This window comes from Nitratireductor arenosus, assembly GCF_009742725.1.
Classification (GTDB): Bacteria; Pseudomonadota; Alphaproteobacteria; order Rhizobiales; family Rhizobiaceae; genus Mangrovimarina; species Mangrovimarina arenosa.
Map to the genome: position 1 here is coordinate 748,794 of NZ_WPHG01000001.1, position 21,091 is coordinate 769,884.

At 65.6% G+C, this 21,091-nt stretch carries 15 protein-coding genes; 11 read left to right on the plus strand and 4 right to left on the minus strand.

Annotated features, from left to right (window positions below; all coding sequences use genetic code 11):
• Positions 1 to 56 precede the first annotated feature (56 nt).
• The 4 genes from htpX (at position 57) to purH (ending at position 5,984) form a co-directional block, all read left to right on the plus strand.
• A complete protein-coding gene (gene htpX / locus GN330_RS03570) occupies positions 57 to 1,079 on the plus strand; it encodes a zinc metalloprotease HtpX (RefSeq protein WP_156711277.1) in 1,023 nt (340 codons plus the stop codon).
• A complete protein-coding gene (locus tag GN330_RS03575; protein WP_425487149.1) occupies positions 1,070 to 2,476 on the plus strand; it encodes an RsmB/NOP family class I SAM-dependent RNA methyltransferase in 1,407 nt (468 codons plus the stop codon). The genes htpX and GN330_RS03575 overlap by 10 nt, the downstream gene beginning before the upstream one ends.
• Before the next feature lie 82 nt (positions 2,477 to 2,558).
• On the plus strand, positions 2,559 to 4,265 hold the full coding sequence (locus tag GN330_RS03580; RefSeq protein WP_246188486.1) for a heparinase II/III family protein: 1,707 nt from the start codon (positions 2,559 to 2,561) through the stop codon (positions 4,263 to 4,265).
• Positions 4,266 to 4,367: 102 nt separating this feature from the next.
• Positions 4,368 to 5,984 carry a bifunctional phosphoribosylaminoimidazolecarboxamide formyltransferase/IMP cyclohydrolase gene (purH, locus tag GN330_RS03585; RefSeq protein ID WP_156711280.1) on the plus strand — a complete coding sequence of 539 codons (1,617 nt, stop codon included), beginning with the start codon at positions 4,368 to 4,370 and terminating at the stop codon, positions 5,982 to 5,984.
• A 24-nt stretch (positions 5,985 to 6,008) separates the two neighbouring features.
• Here the strand turns inward: purH and GN330_RS03590 are convergent, their stop codons facing one another.
• Both GN330_RS03590 and GN330_RS03595 read right to left on the minus strand, forming a co-directional pair.
• Entirely contained in the window at positions 6,009 to 7,406 is a 1,398-nt protein-coding gene (locus GN330_RS03590) for an MFS transporter (RefSeq protein ID WP_156711281.1), read from the minus strand.
• Between the two features lie 34 nt (positions 7,407 to 7,440).
• The gene (locus GN330_RS03595; RefSeq protein WP_156711282.1) at positions 7,441 to 12,225 is read right to left on the minus strand and encodes an NAD-glutamate dehydrogenase; all 4,785 of its coding nucleotides are present in this window, start codon (positions 12,223 to 12,225) and stop codon (positions 7,441 to 7,443) included.
• 108 nt (positions 12,226 to 12,333) lie between these two features.
• Here GN330_RS03595 and GN330_RS03600 point away from each other — a divergent pair, with 108 nt between their 5' ends.
• Positions 12,334 to 12,909 carry a peroxidase-related enzyme gene (locus GN330_RS03600; RefSeq protein WP_156711283.1) on the plus strand — a complete coding sequence of 192 codons (576 nt, stop codon included), beginning with the start codon at positions 12,334 to 12,336 and terminating at the stop codon, positions 12,907 to 12,909.
• A 111-nt stretch (positions 12,910 to 13,020) separates the two neighbouring features.
• A complete protein-coding gene (locus GN330_RS03605; protein ID WP_156711284.1) occupies positions 13,021 to 13,335 on the plus strand; it encodes a YciI family protein in 315 nt (104 codons plus the stop codon).
• A gap of 130 nt (positions 13,336 to 13,465) precedes the next feature.
• On the opposite strand, the gene GN330_RS03610 is transcribed toward GN330_RS03605, so the two are convergent.
• Positions 13,466 to 14,077, minus strand: a complete 612-nt coding sequence (locus GN330_RS03610; RefSeq protein ID WP_156711285.1) for a LysE family translocator — start codon at positions 14,075 to 14,077, stop codon at positions 13,466 to 13,468.
• Between the two features lie 92 nt (positions 14,078 to 14,169).
• Positions 14,170 to 14,787, minus strand: a complete 618-nt coding sequence (locus tag GN330_RS03615; RefSeq protein WP_197435020.1) for a TetR/AcrR family transcriptional regulator — start codon at positions 14,785 to 14,787, stop codon at positions 14,170 to 14,172.
• Positions 14,788 to 14,926: 139 nt separating this feature from the next.
• On the opposite strand from GN330_RS03615, the gene GN330_RS03620 reads away from it, so the two are divergent.
• From GN330_RS03620 to GN330_RS03640, 5 genes are all read left to right on the plus strand, one after another.
• On the plus strand, positions 14,927 to 16,165 hold the full coding sequence (locus GN330_RS03620) for a parallel beta-helix domain-containing protein (RefSeq protein WP_156711287.1): 1,239 nt from the start codon (positions 14,927 to 14,929) through the stop codon (positions 16,163 to 16,165).
• A gap of 11 nt (positions 16,166 to 16,176) precedes the next feature.
• Positions 16,177 to 17,283 (plus strand): SO2930 family diheme c-type cytochrome, encoded by a 1,107-nt coding sequence (locus GN330_RS03625; RefSeq protein WP_197435021.1) that lies wholly within the window; start codon positions 16,177 to 16,179, stop codon positions 17,281 to 17,283.
• Between the two features lie 144 nt (positions 17,284 to 17,427).
• The gene (glmM, locus tag GN330_RS03630) at positions 17,428 to 18,780 is read left to right on the plus strand and encodes a phosphoglucosamine mutase (RefSeq protein ID WP_156711288.1); all 1,353 of its coding nucleotides are present in this window, start codon (positions 17,428 to 17,430) and stop codon (positions 18,778 to 18,780) included.
• Positions 18,781 to 19,056: 276 nt separating this feature from the next.
• Positions 19,057 to 19,887: an outer membrane protein gene (locus GN330_RS03635; protein ID WP_156711289.1), complete on the plus strand. Its 831-nt coding sequence runs from the start codon at positions 19,057 to 19,059 to the stop codon at positions 19,885 to 19,887.
• A 206-nt stretch (positions 19,888 to 20,093) separates the two neighbouring features.
• The gene (locus GN330_RS03640; protein WP_156711290.1) at positions 20,094 to 20,966 is read left to right on the plus strand and encodes an outer membrane protein; all 873 of its coding nucleotides are present in this window, start codon (positions 20,094 to 20,096) and stop codon (positions 20,964 to 20,966) included.
• The last annotated feature ends 125 nt before the right edge of the window (positions 20,967 to 21,091 follow it).

Below are 21,091 nucleotides of genomic sequence, written 5' to 3' on the forward strand. Positions count from 1 at the left end.
ACCGGTTCGAATCCGTTTTCGAGTATCGCAAACGGCCTGTCAGTCTGGAGCGTCCGATGAACATGATCCGCACAGCCATGCTGCTTGCCGCGATGACGGCGCTCTTCATGGGCGTCGGCTATCTGATCGGCGGCTCGGGCGGCATGATGATCGCCTTCGTTTTGGCCGCCGGCATGAACCTGTTCAGCTATTGGAACGCCGACAAAATGGTGCTGCGCATGCACCACGCCGTCGAGGCCGACGAGGCAAGCGCGCCCGAATTCTACGAGATCGTGCGCGGATTGTCGCACAATGCCGGCCTGCCGATGCCGAAGGTCTATCTGATCAAGAGCGATCAGCCCAACGCCTTCGCCACCGGGCGCAATCCGCAAAACGCGGCGGTGGCCGCGACCACGGGGCTGCTGGAGCGGCTGTCCTACGAGGAGGTCGCCGGCGTGATGGCGCACGAGCTCGCCCATGTGAAGAACCGCGACACGCTGATCATGACAATTACCGCCACGCTTGCCGGCGCGATATCGATGCTGGGCAATTTCGCCTTCTTTTTCGGCGGCAATCGCGACAACAACAACCCACTCGGCTTCGTCGGCATACTGGCAGCGATGATCGTGGCGCCGCTGGCGGCCATGCTGGTGCAGATGGCGATCAGCCGCACCCGCGAATATTCGGCCGATCGGCTCGGCGCCGAGATCTGCGGTGCGCCGCTGTGGCTCGCCTCGGCCCTCGACAAGATCGCCCGCGCCGCCGGCCGCATTCCCAACCAGGACGCCGAGCGCAACCCGGCGACGGCGCATATGTTCATCATCAACCCGCTGTCGGGCGAACGCATGGACAATCTGTTTTCCACCCATCCCGACACCGCAAACCGCATCGCCGCGCTGGAGGCGATGGCGGATGAGTTCGCCGCCGATCCGACGCCGCGCGCCGCCCCGCCGGATGAGGCTCGCAACGAAACCGGGGCGTCTCCGGGACCATGGGACCGTGCCGGCAAGAAATCACCGCCGGCAAAGGCGGAGGAGCCGAAGAGCCGGCCAAACCCCTGGGGCCGCAACCCGACCGGACCGAAGGGGCCGTGGTCGTGACCGCACGGGCAGCGGCCGGCCGGCGGGGTAAAACCGGAGCGAAGGCGAAACCGGTCGCCGGCGCCGCGCCGGCGACGGAGATGCCCGGCCTTGCCGCCCGGCGCGCCGCGGCGCGCTTGCTCGCCGCCGTGGTCGACGCCAGGACCTCGCTCGACGGCCTCACCGATTCCGAGCACGGCAACCCGCAATTTACCGCACTTGAACCGCGCGACCGCAGTCTCGTGCGCGCGATACTGGCCGCCGCGCTGAGACACCGGCTGTCGATCGGCGCGCTGATCGACAGCCGCCTCGACCGCCCGCTGCCCGCAAAGGCCGGCACGCTGCTCCACATCCTGCACGTGGCCGCGGCGCAGATCCTGTTTCTCGACATACCCGACAGCGCCGCCGTCAATCTCGCCGTCGCCCATGCCGGCTCAGATCCGCGCACGCGCCGCTTCGCCGGCCTGGTCAACGCGGTGCTGCGGGCGTTGGCCGCGCGCAAGGAGCGCGCACTGCCGAAAGTGCTGGCCACGACCCGCGACGCGCCGGACTGGTTTGCCGAACGCCTGATTGCCGCCTACGGCCCCGAAACCGCCGACCAGATCATGGCCGCCCACCGGATCGAGGCGCCGCTCGACCTCACCGTGCGCACCGACCCCGGCGGCTGGGCGCAAAGACTGGGCGGCCGCCTGATGCCCAACGGCACCGTGCGCCTTGTCCAGCCCGGCACGCCGGTACCCGACCTTGCCGGCTACGCCGAGGGCGCGTGGTGGGTTCAGGACGCCGCTGCCAGCCTGCCGGCGCGGTTGCTGGGCGCGGTCGACGGGCTCGACGTCGCCGATCTCTGCGCCGCGCCGGGCGGCAAGACGGCGCAACTCGCCAATGCCGGCGCGAGCGTGACCGCCGTCGACGGCTCCGCCAACCGGCTGCGGCGGCTCGGCGTCAATCTCGAACGGCTTGGCCTGAAGGCCGAGATCGTTCGGGCCGACGTGGCGACATGGCAACCCGATCGCCTGTTCGGCGCCGTGCTGCTCGACGCGCCCTGTTCGGCGACCGGGACGCTGCGCCGCCACCCGGACGTCGCCTGGACCAAGTCGCCCGAGGACATTGCCAAGCTCGCCGCCGCGCAAAGACGCCTGCTCGACGCGGCCTCCAGTCTGGTCCGGCCCGGCGGCCGCCTGGTTTTTTCGAATTGTTCGCTGAACCCCGAAGAGGGTGAATTGCTGGTCGCCGACTTTTTGGCTGCGCGGCCGGATTTTCGCCGCGAACCGGTCGGGCCCGCCGAATTCGACGGTTTGGATGGTCTTGTCGATGCAAACGGCGATCTGCGCACGACGCCGGCCGACTGGGCGGCCGAGGATGCGCGTTGGTCGGGAATGGACGGGTTTTTCGCCAGCCGGCTGCGAAGGACCGGTTGACAGCGGGATTTTAGCTGTCGCACGGGTTTTTGAATCGGATACACTTCGAAGAGGGGCGGAAAGTTCGAGGGATAGGGGTTTATTGGTGACGGCGGCAGGTCAATCACCGCGCCTGTGGGGGCTTGTTGCGCAAGAGGTATGGCGTCGCGCCCGCCAACGGCTACGCACGGCGCCGGCCTATCGCTGGCGTTATGCCGGACGCACCCCGGAGCGCGTCCTGATCGCGCCGCCCGACCTGCGGCTGGCCGATCCCCAGATCGCTTCCGAAATCTATCATGGCCGCTTCGCCCTTGCCGGCAGAATCGTCGAGACCGGCGGCCGCTCGCCTTTCGCGATCGACAATGCCAGCCCGGTATGGCGCCAGGCCCTGCACGAATTCCGCTGGCTGCGCCATTTGCGTGAGGCCGGTACCGATCTGGCAGCCGCGAATGGGCGCGCACTGGTGTCGGACTGGATCGAGACGCACGGCGCCCATATCACCGGCCCGGCCTGGGAACCGGCCACGACTGCCAAGCGGGTGATCGCCTGGCTCCAGCATTCCACGGTGGTTCTGCAGGGAGCGGAATTCCAGTTCTACCGCAATTTCCTGAAATCGCTTACCACCCAGATCCGCTACCTGCGCACCGTCACCCCCTATATGCGCGGCGGAGAAGACAGGTTGCGCGCGCGCATCGCTCTGGCCTTTGCCGCCCTGTCCCTGCCGACCTCGCCGGCAACCCTGCGCACCGCCACGCGCAACCTCGCGCGCGAACTCGACCGGCAGATCCTGCCCGACGGCGGCCACGTCTCCCGCCAGCCGGCCGCGGTGATGGAATTGCTCGCCGACCTGCTGCCGCTGCGCCAGACTTATGCCAACCAGGCCGAAGCGCCCCCGCAAGCGCTGATGGGTGCGGTCGACCGCATGTTGCCGGCACTGCGCTTCTTCCGCCACCGCGACGGCAGTCTCGCGCGCTTCAACGGCATGGGCGCGACGATTCCCGATCGGATCGCCGCCATCCTGCGCCATGACGACACAGCCGGCCAGCCGCTGCTGCACGCACCGCATTCGGGCTTCGAGCGGCTGTCGATGAGCGACACGACCGTTATCGCCGACACCGGCGCGCCGGACGCGCCTGAAGCCGCCATTCCCGCCCATGCCGGCAGCCTGTCCTTCGAATTGTCCTCCGGCCGACGCATGTTCATCGTCAATGCCGGTGTCGACCGGCATGGCCCCGACGAGTTTCGGCCGCTGTCGCGCGCGACCGCCGCCCATTCGACCGCGACGCTCAACGACACCTCCTCGTGCCGCTTCACGACCTCACCGCGACTGACACGCCTGATCGGCGCGTCAGTGATCAGCGGCCCGACCACCGTCTCCTCGAAGCGCACCGACGCGGCGGGCCGGCAAGGCTTCGTCGCCGCGCATGACGGTTACGTGCCCTCGTTCGGTCTCATGCATGAGCGCGCCCTCGTGCTCACGCGGGACGGCGACGTGCTCGACGGCACCGATCGGTTTTTCCGCCGCGACGGAGCCGCGCCGGGCGACCGCGACGCCGTGGCGATACGCTTTCATCTCCATCCCGATATCGAGTTGATGCGCGACGAAGCCGGGCGGTTGGTGCTTGCCGCCCGCGACGGCATGTCCTGGGTGTTTTCGTGCGACGGCGTTGAGCCCGTCGTGGAGGAATCGATCTTCTTCGCCGGCATCAGCGGTCCGCGACGCAACCTCCAGATCGTGCTCGCTTTCCCGGTCGGAGAGGTTCCCGAAGTCGCATGGCGGCTGACGCGCACCACACTCGAACGCCTGTAGCGGTTTGCGCGCCTTTGCCACGCGCCAGGCGCATTTGTTTTGCCCCGCGCCTGTGATAGGTCGCGCACGCCCCTTCCCTTGGATACAGGAGATCGCCGGTCGATGGCCGTGACGTCGAAGAACATCCCCGCTCCCGATCTGGTGCCGGTGCGCCGGGCGCTGATCTCGGTCTCCGACAAGACCGGGCTGGCTGCATTCGCCGGCAAATTGGCCGCGGCCGGGATCGAACTCGTCTCCACCGGCGGCACGGCGGCCGCGATCGCTGAAGCCGGGCTCGCCGTGACCGACATTTCCAATGTCACCGGCTTCCCCGAAATTATGGACGGGCGGGTAAAAACCCTGCATCCGCTGGTTCATGGCGGACTGCTCGCCATACGCGATGATCCGCAGCACGCCGCCGCGATGGACGCGCACGGCATCCGCCCCTTCGACCTCGTGGTCATCAACCTTTATCCCTTCGAGGAAGTCCGCAACGCCGGCGGCGACTACGCCACCACGGTGGAAAATGTCGACATAGGTGGGCCCGCAATGGTGCGTGCGGCGGCCAAGAACCATGCCTATGTCGCGGTCCTGACCGAGCCGGCCGATTACGACCGGGTCGCCGCCTCGCTCGCTGAAAACGGCAATTGCCTGCCCTATCTGTTGCGCCAGGAACTCGCCGCCAAGGCGTTTGCACGCACCGCCGCCTACGACGCCGCGATCTCGGGCTGGTTCGCTCAAACGCTCGATCTCGCCGACCCGCATTGGCGCGCCTTCGGCGGCCGGCTCGGCGAAGCGATGCGTTATGGCGAAAACCCGCATCAAGAGGCCGGATTCTACCGCACCGGCGACAAGCGCGCCGGCGTCGCCACCGCCCGCCAGGTCCAGGGCAAGCACTTGTCCTACAACAACCTCAACGACACCGACGCCGCCTTCGAACTGGTCGGCGAGTTCGACCCGGCCGAAAGCGCGGCGGTGGCGATCATCAAGCACGCCAACCCGTGCGGCGTGGCCCGGGCGGCAACGCTGCGCGAGGCTTACGGCAGGGCTCTGGCCTGCGATCCGGTATCGGCCTTCGGTGGCATCGTCGCGCTCAATCGCGCGCTCGACGCCGAGGCGGCGTCCGAGATCGTCAAGACCTTCACCGAAGTGATCATCGCTCCCGGCGCCGACGCCGACGCGCTCGCCCTGATCGCGGCCAAGAAGAACTTGCGGCTGCTCCTGACCGACGGGCTGCCCGACCCGCGCGCGAGCGGCCTGACCATCAAATCGGTCGCCGGCGGCCTGCTCGTGCAATCGCGCGACAATGCCGTGGTCGAGGATCTCGACTTGAAAACGGTGACCCGGCGCGCGCCCGACGCACGCGAGCTCGCTGACCTGAAATTCGCCTTCAAGGTGGCCAAGCACGTCAAGTCGAACGCGATCGTCTATGTCCGCGACGGCGCCACTGTCGGCGTCGGCGCTGGCCAGATGAGCCGGGTCGATTCCGCCCGCATCGCCGCGCGCAAGGCCGAGGATGCGGCCGTCGCAGCCGGCATGACAGAACCGCTCACCCGTGGCGCGGTGGTCGCCTCGGATGCCTTCTTCCCCTTCGCCGACGGGCTGTTGGCCGCGATCGAGGCGGGGGCGACGGCCGTCATTCAGCCCGGCGGCTCGATGCGCGACGCCGAGGTGATCGCCGCCGCCGACGCGCATGACATCGCCATGGTGTTCACCGGCACACGCCACTTCCGCCACTGAAGCCGGGAGGGCGCAAGGATCGGCTCAGTCTTCGTCGGCTTCGCCCTGATGTCGGCTCTTGACCATCGGCAGGAGAAACAGCCCGAGCAGGAACAGCGCGATGACAGGCGTGACACCGAGGCGTTGCGCGTCTTGGCTGGAAAGGCCCAGCGCCTCGGAAGCGAAGAAGCCGGTCGCCAGCGCGATCGTTAGCGGGCCGATGAAGGTCGTCGCCTTGCCCGACAGCGCGTAAAGCCCGAACGCCTCCGTCACCCGTTCGCGCTCGACCTGGTCGACGAGCAGGGTACGCGAGGCGGCCTGGATGGCGCCGCCCGCGGCCCCGATCAGTCCACCGGCGCAATAAAAGACGATGTCGGGCAGTGAACTGCCGCCATCGGCCGCCACCGTGACGAACAACACCTCGGTCTGCGTGGTGGAGATCACCAGGACGCAGCACGCCGTCAGGATCACGGCCGCGATCGCGACGACGAAGCGCGGGCCGAAACGCTGGTCGAGGCGGCCGCCGAACCAGGCGCCAGCCGCGCCGGTCAGATTGGCCAGAATGCCGAATATGCCGATCTGGATGATCGACCAGCCGAGCACGCCGGCCGCATAGATACCGCCGAAAGTGTAAAGCGCATTGAGCGCATCGCGATAAAACATGCTCGACAGCAGAAAGCTGAAATAGCTGCGTTGCGAAGGCAGGCTGCGCAGCGTGCGCCCGAGCTGCGACAGGCCGCGCCTCACCGCGCCGCGCGCCGAGGTGCGGCGCGCGATGTCGGGCGTAAACAGGAACATCGGCAACACGAAGACCATGTACCAGAGCGCGGTGAAGGGGCCGGCCGCGCGATCACCCTCGCGCATTGCCGGGTCGAGGCCGAAGATCGGCTCAAACCCGAGCAGGGTGCGCCCGCTCTCCGGCGATGCCGACATGAAGCCGAGCACCAGGACCAGCGTGCTCAGGCCGCCGAGATAGCCCAGCCCCCAGGCCGAGCCGGACAGGCGCCCCAATTCCGCGCGCGGCACCAGATCGGGCATCATGGCGTTGTTGAACACGGCGGCGAATTCCATGCCAAACACCGCCAGGGCGATGAAGAACAGGATCGGCCCGATCTCTTCCATGCCCGGCACCGCCCGCCACAGCAAGAAGCAGCCGATCACGCCCAGCACGGAGAAGAACAGGATCCATGGCTTGCGCGGCCCGGTCGCGTCCGCGATCGCACCCAGAATCGGCGACGACAGTGCGATCAGCAGTCCGCCGACACCGGTCGCGTAGCCCCACAGCTCCTGTCCGCGCGCCGCGTCTCCGGCGACCGTGGAGGCAAAATAGGGTGCGAAGACGAAGGTGATGATCAGCGTGTGGAACGGCTGCTGTGCCCAGTCGAACAGCATCCAGCTCCATATGCCGCGGCGCGGCGCGCGCCGCTCTTGCGTGTCGACCATGTCCCCTCCGTCGCCCCCTCGGCGACATGTTGCCTCAAAGCCCGGAAAGATCCGCCATCATGCCGGCCGCGACCGTCAGCCGCGACAGGGAAATGTCGCCGGCCTCGGTCAGGGCCTGCAGCCTTTCGCGCGCCCGCGCGACCCGCGGGCCGCCCGCCTCGATCCAGGATGCCACCGGATCCGCGGCCGATCCGTGCGCGGCAAGGACCGCGACCGCCATGCCCCGCCGCGCCGCGCCGATCATATCGGTGGCGCGCGACAGGGCCAGCCCGTCGTAATAATCGACCGGCGCCACCGAACGCGCCGCATCCTCGATCCGCGCGACCCGGAACGTTTCGGTGAGGCCAAGATAGGCGCGCGCCGCCGCATCGACGTCGGCGCCCGCCCGCTGGGCGACCAGATCGATGTCGGGGACGATCTCGGCGATGCCGAAATAAGCCAGGCGCTCGGCCAGCGCGTCGGGCGCGCCGGCGACGCGGAAATCGTGGCAACGTTCCTCGAGCCGGTTTCGCATGAAGTCGGGAAGCAGCTCGGCCAGTCTCGGCTCGAGTGTCCGGCGTGCCTTCTTCAGCTCGGCGATGCGCGCGCCCGCGCCCTGGGTACCGTCCCCGTTTTTCAGCATCCATGCGGTCACGGTGTGAATCAAGCGGCCGACGGCCTGGTAGAAGCGCAGTTGTTCCTGGCCGTCCACCTTGGTGTCGAGCGCGTCGATCTCCGCGAAGGTCGCATTGAGCTCGAACCCGTCGCGGACCACCGCGAAGGCGCCGACCGCCTCGGCGGGCGAACAGGCGGTCACGTCCTGCAGCCGGCTGATGAAGGACGGGCCGCCCCGGTTGATCGCGTCGTTGGCGAGCTGGGTGGCGACGATCTCACGCCGCAACCGATGGGCCAGGATCTCGTTTTTGTATTTCTTGGCCAGTCGCTCGGGAAAATAGGCCAGAAGATCGGTAGCGAAATGCGGGTCGTCCGGGAGGTCGCTCCGCGTCAGGTCGGCAAACAGCACGATCTTGGCATAGGCGAGCAGAACGCCGAGCTCGGCCCGGGTCAGCGGCTCGCCGCGCGCCGTGCGCTCCGTGAGCGCCTGTTCTCCCGGCAGGGTTTCCACCGCCCGGTCGAGCAGGCCCCGTGCCTCGAGCGCGGTCATGAACCGGGCCTGATGGCCGAGATCGGAAAGCCCGCGCCGCGAGGCCAGCGAAAGCGCCAGCGTCTGGTGGTAGTTGTTGGCCAGAACGAGATCGGCCACCTCGTCGGTCATGGCGGCGAGCAATGTGTTGCGCGCGCCGCGCGTCAGGCTGTCGGAGCGCATGGCCGCGGCCAGCGCGATCTTGATGTTGACCTCGACGTCGGACGAGTTCACGCCCGCCGAATTGTCGATCGCGTCGGAATTGCACCGTCCGCCGACGAGCCCGTATTCGATACGCGCGCGTTGGGTCATGCCGAGATTGGCGCCCTCGCCGACGACCTTGGCGCCGACCTCGCGCCCGGTAACGCGAATGCCGTCATTCGCCCGGTCGCCCACATCCTGGTTCGATTCGTCGGCCGCCCGCACATAGGTGCCGATCCCGCCGAACCACAGCAGGTCGACGGGGGCCTTCAGGATCGCGGTCATGATTTCGGCCGGCGAGGCTTTGGTCTTGCCCAGGCCGATCGCGTCGGCGGCTGCCTGCGACAGCGTGATCGACTTTTGCGAGCGCGAAAAGACGCCGCCGCCGTCCGAAATCTTGTCCGTGTCGTAATCCCTCCAGCTCGATCGCCCGAGTTCGAAGACGCGCTTGCGCTCGGCAAACGAGGCCGCCGGATCCGGATCGGGATCGATGAAGATGTCGCGATGGTCGAAGGCTGCGACCAGCTTGATATGTTCCGACAACAACATGCCGTTGCCGAACACGTCGCCCGACATGTCGCCCACGCCCACGACGGTGAACGGCTCGGCCTGGATGTCGCGATTCATCTCGCGGAAATGGCGTTTCACCGCCTCCCATGCGCCGCGCGCGGTAATCCCCATCTTCTTGTGGTCGTAGCCGGCCGAGCCGCCGGAGGCGAAGGCGTCGTCGAGCCAGAAATCGTGCGCCTGGCTGATCGCGTTGGCGGTGTCGGAGAAGGTGGCCGTGCCCTTGTCGGCGGCAACGACGAAATAAGGATCGTCGCCGTCATGGCGCACGACATGTTCCGGCGGCACGACCGTGTCGCCGTCGAGATTGTCGGTGATCGACAGCAGGCTTGAGATAAAATTGACATAGGCGCGCTTGCCGGCCTCGAAAACCGCGTCGCGCGTGCCGCCCTGTGGCAGACGCTTGGGATAAAAACCGCCCTTGGCGCCGACCGGCACGATGACGGCGTTCTTGACCTGCTGCGCCTTGACCAGACCCAACACCTCGGTGCGGTAGTCCTGCGCCCGGTCCGACCAGCGCAGCCCGCCGCGCGCCACCGGGCCGAAGCGCAGATGCACGCCCTCGACCTCGGGGCCGTAAACGAAAATCTCGCGCCAGGGGCGCGGTTCGGGCAGGCTCGACAGTTGGCGCGAATCGAGCTTGAAGGCGAGCGAGCGCGTTTCGCCGTCAGCTTCCGGCTTGAACTTGCTGGTCCGCAGGGTCGACTGGATCAGGTTCAGGAAACGGCGCACGATCGTGTCGTCGTCAAGCACCGGGACGTCCTCCAGTGCCCGCATCACCGCTTCGACGCGTTCTTCCTGCAGCCGCGCCGCGTCTTGCGCGCCGAGACCGGGGTCGAACCGGGCCAGGAACAGGCCGTAGAGATCGGCGGCGATCTTCGGATAGCGGTTGAGCACCGATGCGATGAAATCCTGGCTTTGCGGGATGCCGGCCTGCTGCAAATAACGGCCATAGGCGCGCAGGATGGTGATTTCGCCCGACGTAAGCCCCGCCGTCTGCACCAGCCCGTTATAGCCGTCATTGTCGGCCAAGCCACGCCAGACCGACAGGAACACGGTCTCGAACCGGTCTGCGTCCTGTTCGAGCGCCGGCGCCCTGCCGAAGGCGCTTTCCAGTTCCATGTCGTGGACGAACACGGCCGCGCCATTGTCGAGATCGACCTCGAAGGTCCGCTCGGAAATAACCCGGAAGCCCATATTTTCCAGAAGCGGCACCCGCCGCGACAGGGCGACGGCCTCGCCGTGATGGTAGATCTTGAGCGCGACCTGCTGCGGGGTCTGGTCGGCATGGCGGTAAAAATCGATCGCAATCGGGTTGTCGGCGTTAAGTGACGCGATGCGGCCGGCGTCGCGCAATGCCTCGGCCGGCTTGAAGCTGGTGCGATAGGCTTCGGGGAAGCGGGTTGCGATCGCGGTATGGGCGCCTTCGATGCCTGCCTGCGCGGCCGCCTCGCGCAGGGAATCGTCCCAGGTGCGTACGATATCGCGGATCTCGGCCTCGATCGACTGGGCGCTCACCTTGGGCGTCTTGCCGCCCGAGCGTCCGACGATGAAATGGACCCGCGCCAGCGCGCCTTCCGGAAATGCCGGGTAATAGGCCGACAGCCGGCCGTCGAATACCGTCTTCAGATAATCGCCGATGCGCACGCGGGCACGCGAATCGTAACGGTCGCGTGGAACGTAGACGAGCACGGAGACGAAGCGGTCGAACTGGTCGACGCGCACCAGCGCGCGCACCCGCGGCCGCTCACCCAGCGCCAGAACCGCCATCGCGTGCTTGCGCAGAATCGCCGCGTCGATCTGGAACAGTTCGTCGCGCGGGTAGGATTCCAGCACGTTGATCAGGGCCTTGCCGGAATGGTCGCCCTTGTCGAAGCCGGATTTGGCGAGCACCCGCTCCGCTTTCGAACGCAGATAGGGGATGCGGAACACCGAGCGCGTATAGGCGGTCGAGGTGAACAGACCGACCATCCGCAGTTCGCCGGTCAGCTTGCCATCGGCATCGAAGGTTTTCACTCCGATATAATCGAGATAGGCGCGACGATGGACGATCGAGCGTGCATTGGCCTTGGTGACGATGAGCGGCTCCGGCCCATGCAGGAACTCGCGGATCTCCGGCGTGGTTATCGAGGTCGAACTGCTGCCGCGCAGGATTTTCAGATCGGGATCGGACAGGATGCCCAGGCCCCGACTGTCGGCGCGCTCCAGAATACCGGACTTGCCCTCGCCGGTGTAGCTGTATTCGCGCATGCCCAGGAAGGTGAAATTGTCGTCGCGCAGCCATTCCAGAAAGGCGATCGCCTCGCCGACCGCGCCCTTGTCGAGCGGGATCGGCATGTAACGGTAGTCCGAAATCGTATGCTCAAGCCGGGCAAGCATCGGCTTCCAGTCGACCACCGCCGCCCTGACTTGCTTGAGCACCTCCCTTAGCCGGATTTCAAGCTGCTCGGCCTCCAGCTGCGGGATCGGCGGAACGTGGACGTGGATGACGCTGACACGATCGCCTTCCGCTTTGCCGCCCGGATCGCCCCGGATATCGCACACGCCCTTGTCGTCATGATCGACCAGCATCACGGGATGGGCGACCAGCAGCGGCTCGACACCACCGGCGCCGATCTCGCCCATCACCGAATCGAACAGAAACGGCATATTGTCGTTGATGACGGTGATCGCCGTCACCGGCCGGCCGGCCCGTTCGATTCCGCTGTCGCGGGCGATCATGATCGCGCTTTCGCCCTTGTGATGATGCGTCAGCGCCTGCCGCACCAGATCGGCCGCCTTCGACAACATGGCCGGCTCGTAGGCTTCGGCATCCTCCGCCGGCGAGCGCGACAGCAAAAGCTGTTTGAAGTCCGAAATTTGGGCCTCTTTCGGTCGAGCGTCGCCCTTGCCGCTTCCGGGCTTCGCCTTGCCCTTGCTTGCCGTCATGCTTTCCTCCGGCGGGAATTTTCCGCTATCGTATCAGACGTTATCGCGATTGCGACCCCGACGAGACCTGAACTCCCAGCCAAGATGCGGAAAGGCGGTAAAAAGAAGATGACGGAAAGCGGCAAAAGGCCGACGGCCCTCGACATCGCGCCGGCGACGGATCTCAGCCCCGAGACGCGCGCCTATTTCGACAAATGCCGGGAGAAGCTCGGCCTCGTCCCGAACGTGCTTTTGTCCTACGCCTTCGACGAAAAAAAGCTGCGCGCTTTTACCCACATGTACAACGACCTCATGCTCGCGGACTCGACCCTGTCCAAGCTTGAGCGCGAGATGATCGCCGTCGCCGTCTCCTCGGTGAACCATTGCTATTATTGCTTGACCGCCCACGGCGCCGCCGTCCGCCAGCTCTCCGGCGACCCCGAACTCGGCGAGATGATGGTGATGAACTATCGCGCAGCCGCTCTCGACCCGCGCCACAAGGCGATGCTCGACTTCGCCGTCAAGCTGACCGAAACGCCCGACAGGATCGAGGAAGCCGACCGCCAGGCGCTGCGCGATGCCGGCTTTGACGACCGCGACATCTGGGACATCGCCTCCGTCGCCGCCTTCTTCAACATGTCGAATCGGGTCGCCGCCGCCGTCGACATGCGCCCAAATCCCGAATACCACGCCGCGGCCCGTTGACGACGGATTGGGCATCGCTCGCGAAAACGTCATTTCGTATTTTAGTTAAACAATGCGAAGAGCATCCGGTGCCGGTGATCGGCTATTCGACGCCACGCAGGGAGAGGAACAATGCCGAAATTTCTTTATGTCTATCACGGCGGCAGCGTGCCGGAGACCGAGGAGGAGGGCAAGAAGGTCATGCAGGCCTGGATGGATTGGATGGGATCGCTCGGCGATGCCATCGTCGACGGCGGCAACCCGGTCGGCATGTCGAAAACGGTCATGCCCGGCGGCAAGGTCGCCGACGACGGCGGCGCCAACCCGACCAGCGGCTACAGCCTCGTCAACGCCGCCGACATGGATGATGCGCTCGCCAAGGCCAAGGGCTGCCCGATTCTGGACGCGGGCGGCAGCATCGAGGTCGCCGAGACGTTGGACATGTAGCGTCCTTCGGCCAAGCAGTTGTCGGTTCGCAATCCCGAAAACGCGATCCGTTAAAACGGAAACGGCTTCGGAATCGCGGGCCGGCAATGAGGACCGGATCGTGATGACGTTCAACGAAACGTCGTCCGGGCTACCGAGTGGCGATCGCCGCCGCCGCCGCGGCCATTGTCGTGGCGCTTATCCGGTTGGCGATCCGCATCGCCCGCTCGCTCCGCATCAGCCGGCGCGCCTGCGCGGCAGCCAGCACCCAGGCGCAGTCGATCGTGATCAGGACGAGCGCCATCGTCGCCGTCAGCTCGGCCCATCCGATGAAGCCGACCGAACCCAGGTCGACGATGGTGGGCAGCAGCGCCAGATAAAACATCATGATTTTCGGATTGCCGAGCGTAACCGCCATGCCGGCGAAAAACAGTCGCCAGGGCGCATCCTCGCGTGGCAGTTCGCCTGCGCGGAACGTGGCCGGCGCACTCCACATCTTCCAGGCCAGCCAGCACAAATAGGCGATACCGGCATATTTGATGACCACGAAGACGAAATGGAAGCTCTGGGCAAGCACCGCTAGGCCGAAAATCGCCAGCGACAGCCAGATCGCCTCGCCGATCCACATTGCAAGCACAAACGGCAGGACGTCCCGAAAACCTCTCGCGATCACCCGCGCCACCAGGGCGGCGATGCTCGGTCCGGGCGAACCCGCCGCAACCAGCAGCGCGCCGGCGAAGATCGACAACGAGGCGAAATCCATCTCAACGTCCAATCGCTTCGGGCTTACGATAGCGGGATTTGGCCATGAAATGACAACTGCGGCAAGCCCGGCTGCCGTGACGCGTTGGCCGCTCAGTTCCCGTCTTCGTCGGGCGCACCGGCCAGGATGCGGCCGAGCGCCAGAACCATGTGGGCTTCGATGTCGTCGCGCAGGCGCAGGCGGATATCGGCGCGGTCCTCGACCAGGTAGAGATCGACAAGCGTACCCAGCAGCGCGTTGAGAAACGCCAGCGCGTGCGGGTCGGGTGTTGGTATCGCGGGCGCGAAGCGGGCGAGAAAAGGCCCGAGAAGGTCGCCGACGATGCGGTTTTCGGCCTGACCCTGGTCGTGCTCGACCGGGCGCAGGCGACGCATGACACGCAACAGGCCGACATGGGCGGGCACGGCGTCGGCCGCCGTGAGATAATGCTCCAGCATCATGCGGGCCGCCACGTCCACCGGTGTTGTCGGGTCGAGCCTTTCGAGTGCCGCCGCGCAGGCCGCCACGATCCGTGCCACCGTATCGTCGTAAGCCGCCAGAAGCAGCGCGTCGCGATCGGCGAAATAGCGGTAGACCGAGCCAACCGCAACACCGCATGCCGCGGCCACGCGCGAGGTCGTCACCGCCGCCTCGCCCTCGCGCGCCACCAGGATTTCGGTCGCCTCGATCAAGGCCGCGCGGGTCTGCCGCGCGCGCGGCTGGCGCGGCATCGAGCCCTTTCCAGCCGACGCGAATAACCTGCCGCGTTCCATCTCAAACACCCAGCGCCACGAAAGTGAAACATTTTCATTTTTATTGACACCACACGCTTTCAGACGCATCGTCAAGCATGTTTTGGGGAGGACGAGCATGCGAAATTCCGCCTTGAGAACCCTTGTCGGCGCCGTGCTGGCCCTAGCCTTGCCGGTGGTCGCCTTCGCGGCCGAGATCCGCGTCGAACCCGGCACGGACGCCAACGAAAGACTCGTCGAGGCGCTGATACTGGCCGAGCCGGGCGACACGGTCACGATCGCGGCCGGACGCTACGCGCTTACGGACGGCCTGTCGCTGGACGTCGACGACGTGATCGTCAGGGGCGAAGGCCCCGACCGCACCATTCTTTCCTTCACGGGTCAGACCGGGTCCGGCGAAGGCCTGCTGGTGACCTCCAACCGTGTTGTCCTGGAGGACTTCGCCGTCGAGGATACCAAAGGCGACGGTGTCAAATCCAAGGGATCCGACCAGATCACCTTCCGCAATCTGCGTGTCGAGTGGACGGGCGGGCCGAAGGCCGAAAACGGCGCCTACGGCGTCTATCCGGTTTCGTCGAAAAACGTGCTCGTCGACGGCGTGCTGGTGCGCGGCGCCTCCGATGCCGGCATCTATGTCGGCCAGAGCGAGGATATCGTCGTGCGCAACAGCCGCGCCGAATACAACGTCGCCGGCATCGAGATCGAGAATTCCTTTCGCGCCGATGTCTACAAGAACGTTGCCACCCACAATACCGGCGGTATCCTGATCTTCGACCTGCCCAATCTGCCGGTCCAGGGCGGGCACGATATCCGCGTGTTTGACAACGACGTCGTCGACAACGACACGCCGAATTTCGCGCCGGAGGGCAACATCGTCGCGATCGTGCCCAAGGGAATGGGCATCATGGTGATGGCCAACCGCAACGTGCATGTGTTCGGAAACCGGCTTTCCGGAAATGCGACCGCCCATGTGCTGATCGCCGCCTATCCGGAGGAGTATGACGACGACGCCTATATGTTCGTGCCGCGCGGCGTTTACGTTCACGGCAACGAGTACGGCGAGGGAGGCGGCGCGCCTGACGGCGAAGTCGGCAAGACGATTTCCGACGTCTCCGGCACGCCGGTTCCTGACATCGTGTGGGACGGCGTCACCACCATCCCGGAGTATTTTTCCTGGGTCGCAGCCGAAAACCGCGTCTATGTCGACGAGGCCGAGGGCACGACCTTCGCCAATCTGAAGATGATCTCGCAGCTTCTTCTGCCATGGTCGACCGCGCCTGACACCGATATTTCCGACTACAAGGGCGCCCTGCCAGAGCCGAAACCGGTAGAACTGCCGCAGGACCAGGCAAGCTGAGCGGCCGGGCGATGCGGTATTGGCTGCGTCTTCTGTCTCCCGGCCGACGCCTTGTCGCCGCCCGCCGCGCGGCCGGCGCGGCCTTTGTCGTGCTTGCCGCGATGATCGCCAGCCCGGCGGCAGCCGTCGACGGGGCCGCCCTTGCTGCCAAGCGGCCTCCGAAACTCTTGTCGCAGACCGGCCTCTTCGCCGATCCGGCCGCCCAGAAACCGGCCGCAGGCGTGGTCCCCTTCGCGATCACCACGCCGCTGTTTTCCGATCATGCGCAGAAGTCGCGCTTCGTTTACATCCCCGAAGGCAAGGCTGCCCGCTACGACGACGACGAAGCTTTCGACTTCCCGGTCGGCTCGGTCCTGGTCAAGACTTTCGCATTTCCGGCCGATATGCGCCGGCCCGACGAAGCTGTCCGTCTCGTCGAAACCAGGCTACTCATCCGCCAGGATGAAGGCTGGCATGCCTGGGCCTATCTGTGGAATGACGAGCAGACCGACGCGGCGTTGAACATTGCCGGCGCCAAGGTCGAAATCGCGCTCGCCGGCATCGGTGAGACGCCCGAGGAGCCGCTGCGCTTCACCTATTCCGTGCCCAACAAGAACCAGTGCAAGGCCTGTCACGGGCTCGGCGGCGAAATCACGCCGCTCGGCCCCAAGGCGCGCAATCTCAACGGCGTCTTCACCTATCAGGACGGCCCGGAGAACCAACTTGTCTATTGGAGCAAAAAAGGGATTCTCGCCGGCGCGCCGGCGCCGTCGGTCGCGCCCGCCGTGCCGGATTGGCGCGACAAGAACGCGCCGCTCGACGCTCGCGCCCGCGCCTGGCTGGACGTTAACTGCGCGCATTGCCATCGCCGAGAAGGCCCGGCGAGCAATTCGGGACTGTTTCTGACCTATGGCGAAACCGACGCCGTCGCGTTAGGGATCGGCAAGCGCCCCGTCGCCGCGGGCCGGGGCTCGGGCGGCCGCGAATTCGACATCAGTCCAGGCGACCCCGACGGATCGATCCTGATCTATCGCGCCGAAAGCACCGAACCCGGCATCATGATGCCGGAACTGGGCCGCTCGCGCCACGACCAGGCGGCGGTCGAGCTTCTGCGCGACTGGATCGCGAATTTGCGTTAACTCTTTGTCGATAAAAGCCTATCGATAGATTTGACCGCCAATATTCGGTTACATTTTCTCACATAATGTGATTCCCTTACTCGCAATGCCTATGGCAAACGGAGGCTGGGGCGCGAATCTATTCGAGGTGGGGACTTCGACGACATGTCGAGACGTTATTTCGGTACCGACGGTATCCGCGGCAAAGCCAATTCCTTTCCAATGACCGCCGATGTCGCCATGAAAGTCGGCATGGCGGCGGGCCTGTCATTCCAGCGTGGCGATCATCGCCATCGCGTGGTGATCGGCAAGGATACGCGCCTGTCCGGCTACATGATCGAAAACGCCCTCGTGGCCGGCTTCTGCGCCGCGGGCATGGACGTCTTCCTGCTCGGGCCCGTGCCGACGCCCGCCGTGGCCATGCTCACGCGCTCGCTCAGAGCGGACCTCGGCGTGATGATTTCGGCCTCGCACAACGCCTTTCACGACAACGGCATCAAGCTCTTCGGGCCGGATGGTTACAAGCTCTCCGACGAGATCGAAATGCGCATCGAGGGCATGCTGGACCGCGACCTGGCCGCCGAACTGGCCCACTCCGACGGACTTGGCCGGGCCAAGCGCATCGACGGCGTCCACGATCGTTACATCGAATTCGCCAAGCGCACCCTGCCGCGTTCGGTCTCGCTGGCCGGCATGCGTATCGTCATCGACAGCGCCAACGGCGCCGCCTACAAGGTCGCGCCGGCCGCCCTTTGGGAACTCGGCGCCGAAGTCTACGCCATTCACGACGAGCCCAACGGCGTCAACATCAATGCCGGCTGCGGCTCGACCCATCCCGAAAGCCTTTGCGAAAAGGTCAAGGAGTTGAAAGCCGATATCGGCATCGCGCTCGACGGCGACGCCGACCGGGTCCTGATCGTTGACGAAACCGGCGCCGCCGTCGACGGCGACCAGATCATGGCGGTGGTCGCCGACTCCTGGCACCAGGCAGGCAGGCTGGCCGGCGGCGGGCTGGTTGCGACCGTGATGTCCAACCTCGGCCTCGAGCGCCATCTCGCCGACCAGGGCCTCTCGCTTCACCGCACCAAGGTCGGCGACCGCTACGTCGTCGAGCACATGCGCGCGCACGGCTTCAATGTCGGCGGCGAGCAGTCGGGCCACATCGTCCTGTCCGACTTTTCCACCACCGGCGACGGGCTGGTTTCCGCGCTTCAGGTCCTGTCCTGCATCAAGCGCTCGGATCGTCCGGCCAGCGAAGTGTGCCGCAAGTTCGAACCCGTGCCGCAGATCCTCAAGAATGTTCGCTTCAACGGCGGCAAGCCGCTTGAAACCGATCAGGTCCGCGCGGTGATCCGCGACGCCGAGGACAGGCTCGGCGCGACCGGCCGCCTTGTCATCCGGCCGTCGGGAACAGAGCCGCTGATCCGCGTGATGGCGGAGGGCGACGATCCCTCGCTGGTTGAGACCGTCGTCGACGATATCGTCGGTGTGATCGGCGAGACCAAGACCGCAGCCTAAAACCGCGTCCGCGCATTTGCCCACCGTAGCCGGCCAACCGTTCCGGCCCGTCTTGGCTATGCGCCGACCGTCATGGGATCGCGGCAGCTGTATCTACCACGAAGAAGCGAGTTGACCTTTCCGGCTACATCGGCAAGCAAGGCCAATGCTTCGAATGCAATGCTTTCATGGTAAAGAAGCAGGGTTAAGCCGGCCTTAACTTTTCCGATTCATTATCCCGGTCGAGTTCAATCGAACCCGGCCTCACGCTGTCGGGAAACGCTAAGGGTGATCCTCATGACAAAGCCTGCCAGGCTAACGCTCTTCGGCGCGCTTCTTCTCGGCAGCGCCACCGCGGCTTCCGCGGCCGATTTCTACGATCCGCCGGTGGTAGAGGCGCCCCCGCCTCCTGTCGTCTACGAGGAAGTCGATTCCGGCGGCTGGTACATTCGCGGCGACATCGACTATCACTGGTCGAACTTCAAGGATGCCGATTACGTCACCTACAGCCCGCCCGGTTATGGTGGTTTCGATTTCGGCGACCTGCGCGGCGCGTGGTCCTTCGGCGCCGGCGTCGGCTACCAGGCCAACAAATATTTCCGCACCGACCTGACCATCGACTACTGGGCGAAGTCCAAATTCACCGGCCAGACGTCGGGTTTCTGCGGCGGCCTGCCTTGCCAATCGGTGGACGAGTCCTCCTACTCCGCGCTGGTGCTTCTGGCCAACGCCTATGCCGAATTCGGCACCTGGAACGGCGTCACGCCCTATGTCGGCGCCGGTATCGGCGGCGCCCGCATCAAGTGGGATGATTTGAACAACACGGTCGGCGGCGTCACCACGGTGCACGAGGGCACCGACGAATGGCGTTTCGCCTGGGCACTGATGGCCGGTGCTTCTTACTGCCTGACCGACAACGTCCTACTCGACGCCGGCTATCGCTTCACCCGCGTCAATGGCGGGCGGATGTTCGAATACGCGCCCGTTGCCGGTCCTGGCTTCGACGAGGGCATCGACGTCCACGAGGTCCGTGGCGGCCTGCGCTACCAGTTCGGCGGATCGAGCCGCTGCGCGCCGCCGCCGCCAGCCTACGAGCCGATCCCGATCGAGCCGCCGGTCTACAAATAGACCGTTTCAAAAGACCGACCATCCAGACCGCCCGGCCCGCGCCGGGCGGTTTTTTCGTGCCCAACAGGCTGCCTGCAAGTGGGCGGCAGACCAATGCGCGATCCGTCTTATGCTTAACCGGCATTTAACCACTATAGTTAACAATGCTTCACGAACCGGCGGCCGCATCTGGACGGTGTCGACCCCGCGCAACCGGAGTGAGGCCCATGAAACTGCTTAAACCCATCCTGCTGGCCGGCGCAGCGACCATGCTGGTCGCGCTTGCGCCGGTGGTCCATGCCGCCGACTACGACCCGCCGATCTTCGTCGAGGAGGCGCCCGAATACGTGCCCGTCGAGGTCGGGTCGGGCTGGTATCTGCGCGGCGATATCGGCTATGCCGTGTCCACCAGTTCCCCCGGATCGTTCGATTACCGCACATTCAACGCTATCGCCGGCACATACGGCCAGTCGACTTTCGCCACCGGTTCGGTCGACACCAGCTTTTCCTATGGCGGCGGCATAGGATACCGGTTCAATGAATGGTTCCGTGCCGAAGGCGTGATCGAGGGTTTCCAGGGCAAGTTCGAAGGCACCACCGTGGCCGCCGTGCCGTGCCTTGATCCCGTCGCCAATCCTGCCTATGCCGGAACGACCTGCCGGTCGGAAGACAGCGCGCGCTACAACGGCATGTCCTTGATGGCCAACGGTTACGTCGATCTCGGCACCTATGCCGGCTTCACGCCCTATGCGGGCGCCGGCGTCGGCTATACCTATCTGCGCTGGGCCGATCTCAACAACGACACCTATTGCGTCGACGGCGCCGCGGCCTGTCCGCCGCCGCAGGCCTATCTGTCGAGCACCACCCATCCCGGCGAAAAGAGCTGGCGCTTCACCTACGCGCTGATGGCCGGCATGGCCTACGACATTTCCGACGTGCTGAAACTCGATGTCGGTTATCGTTACTCCAAGATCGAGGGTGGCCCGATGTTCGGCTTCGATGCGGCAACCGCGACCGCCGGCGCAGTCGGCGTGCAAGGCACCGATGGCGGGCTTGAAAACCACGAAATCAGGGTGGGCGTGCGCTACGAACTCTGGTAGCGCCGGACGCCGAATATGATCTTGAAAACGGCGGGGTCACCCCGCCGTTTTTCGTTGTCTATAATGCCGCGCGCAAAAAAATCCCCGCATATGCCCCGCGCTTTTATGTTGACGTCGCCGTCTCG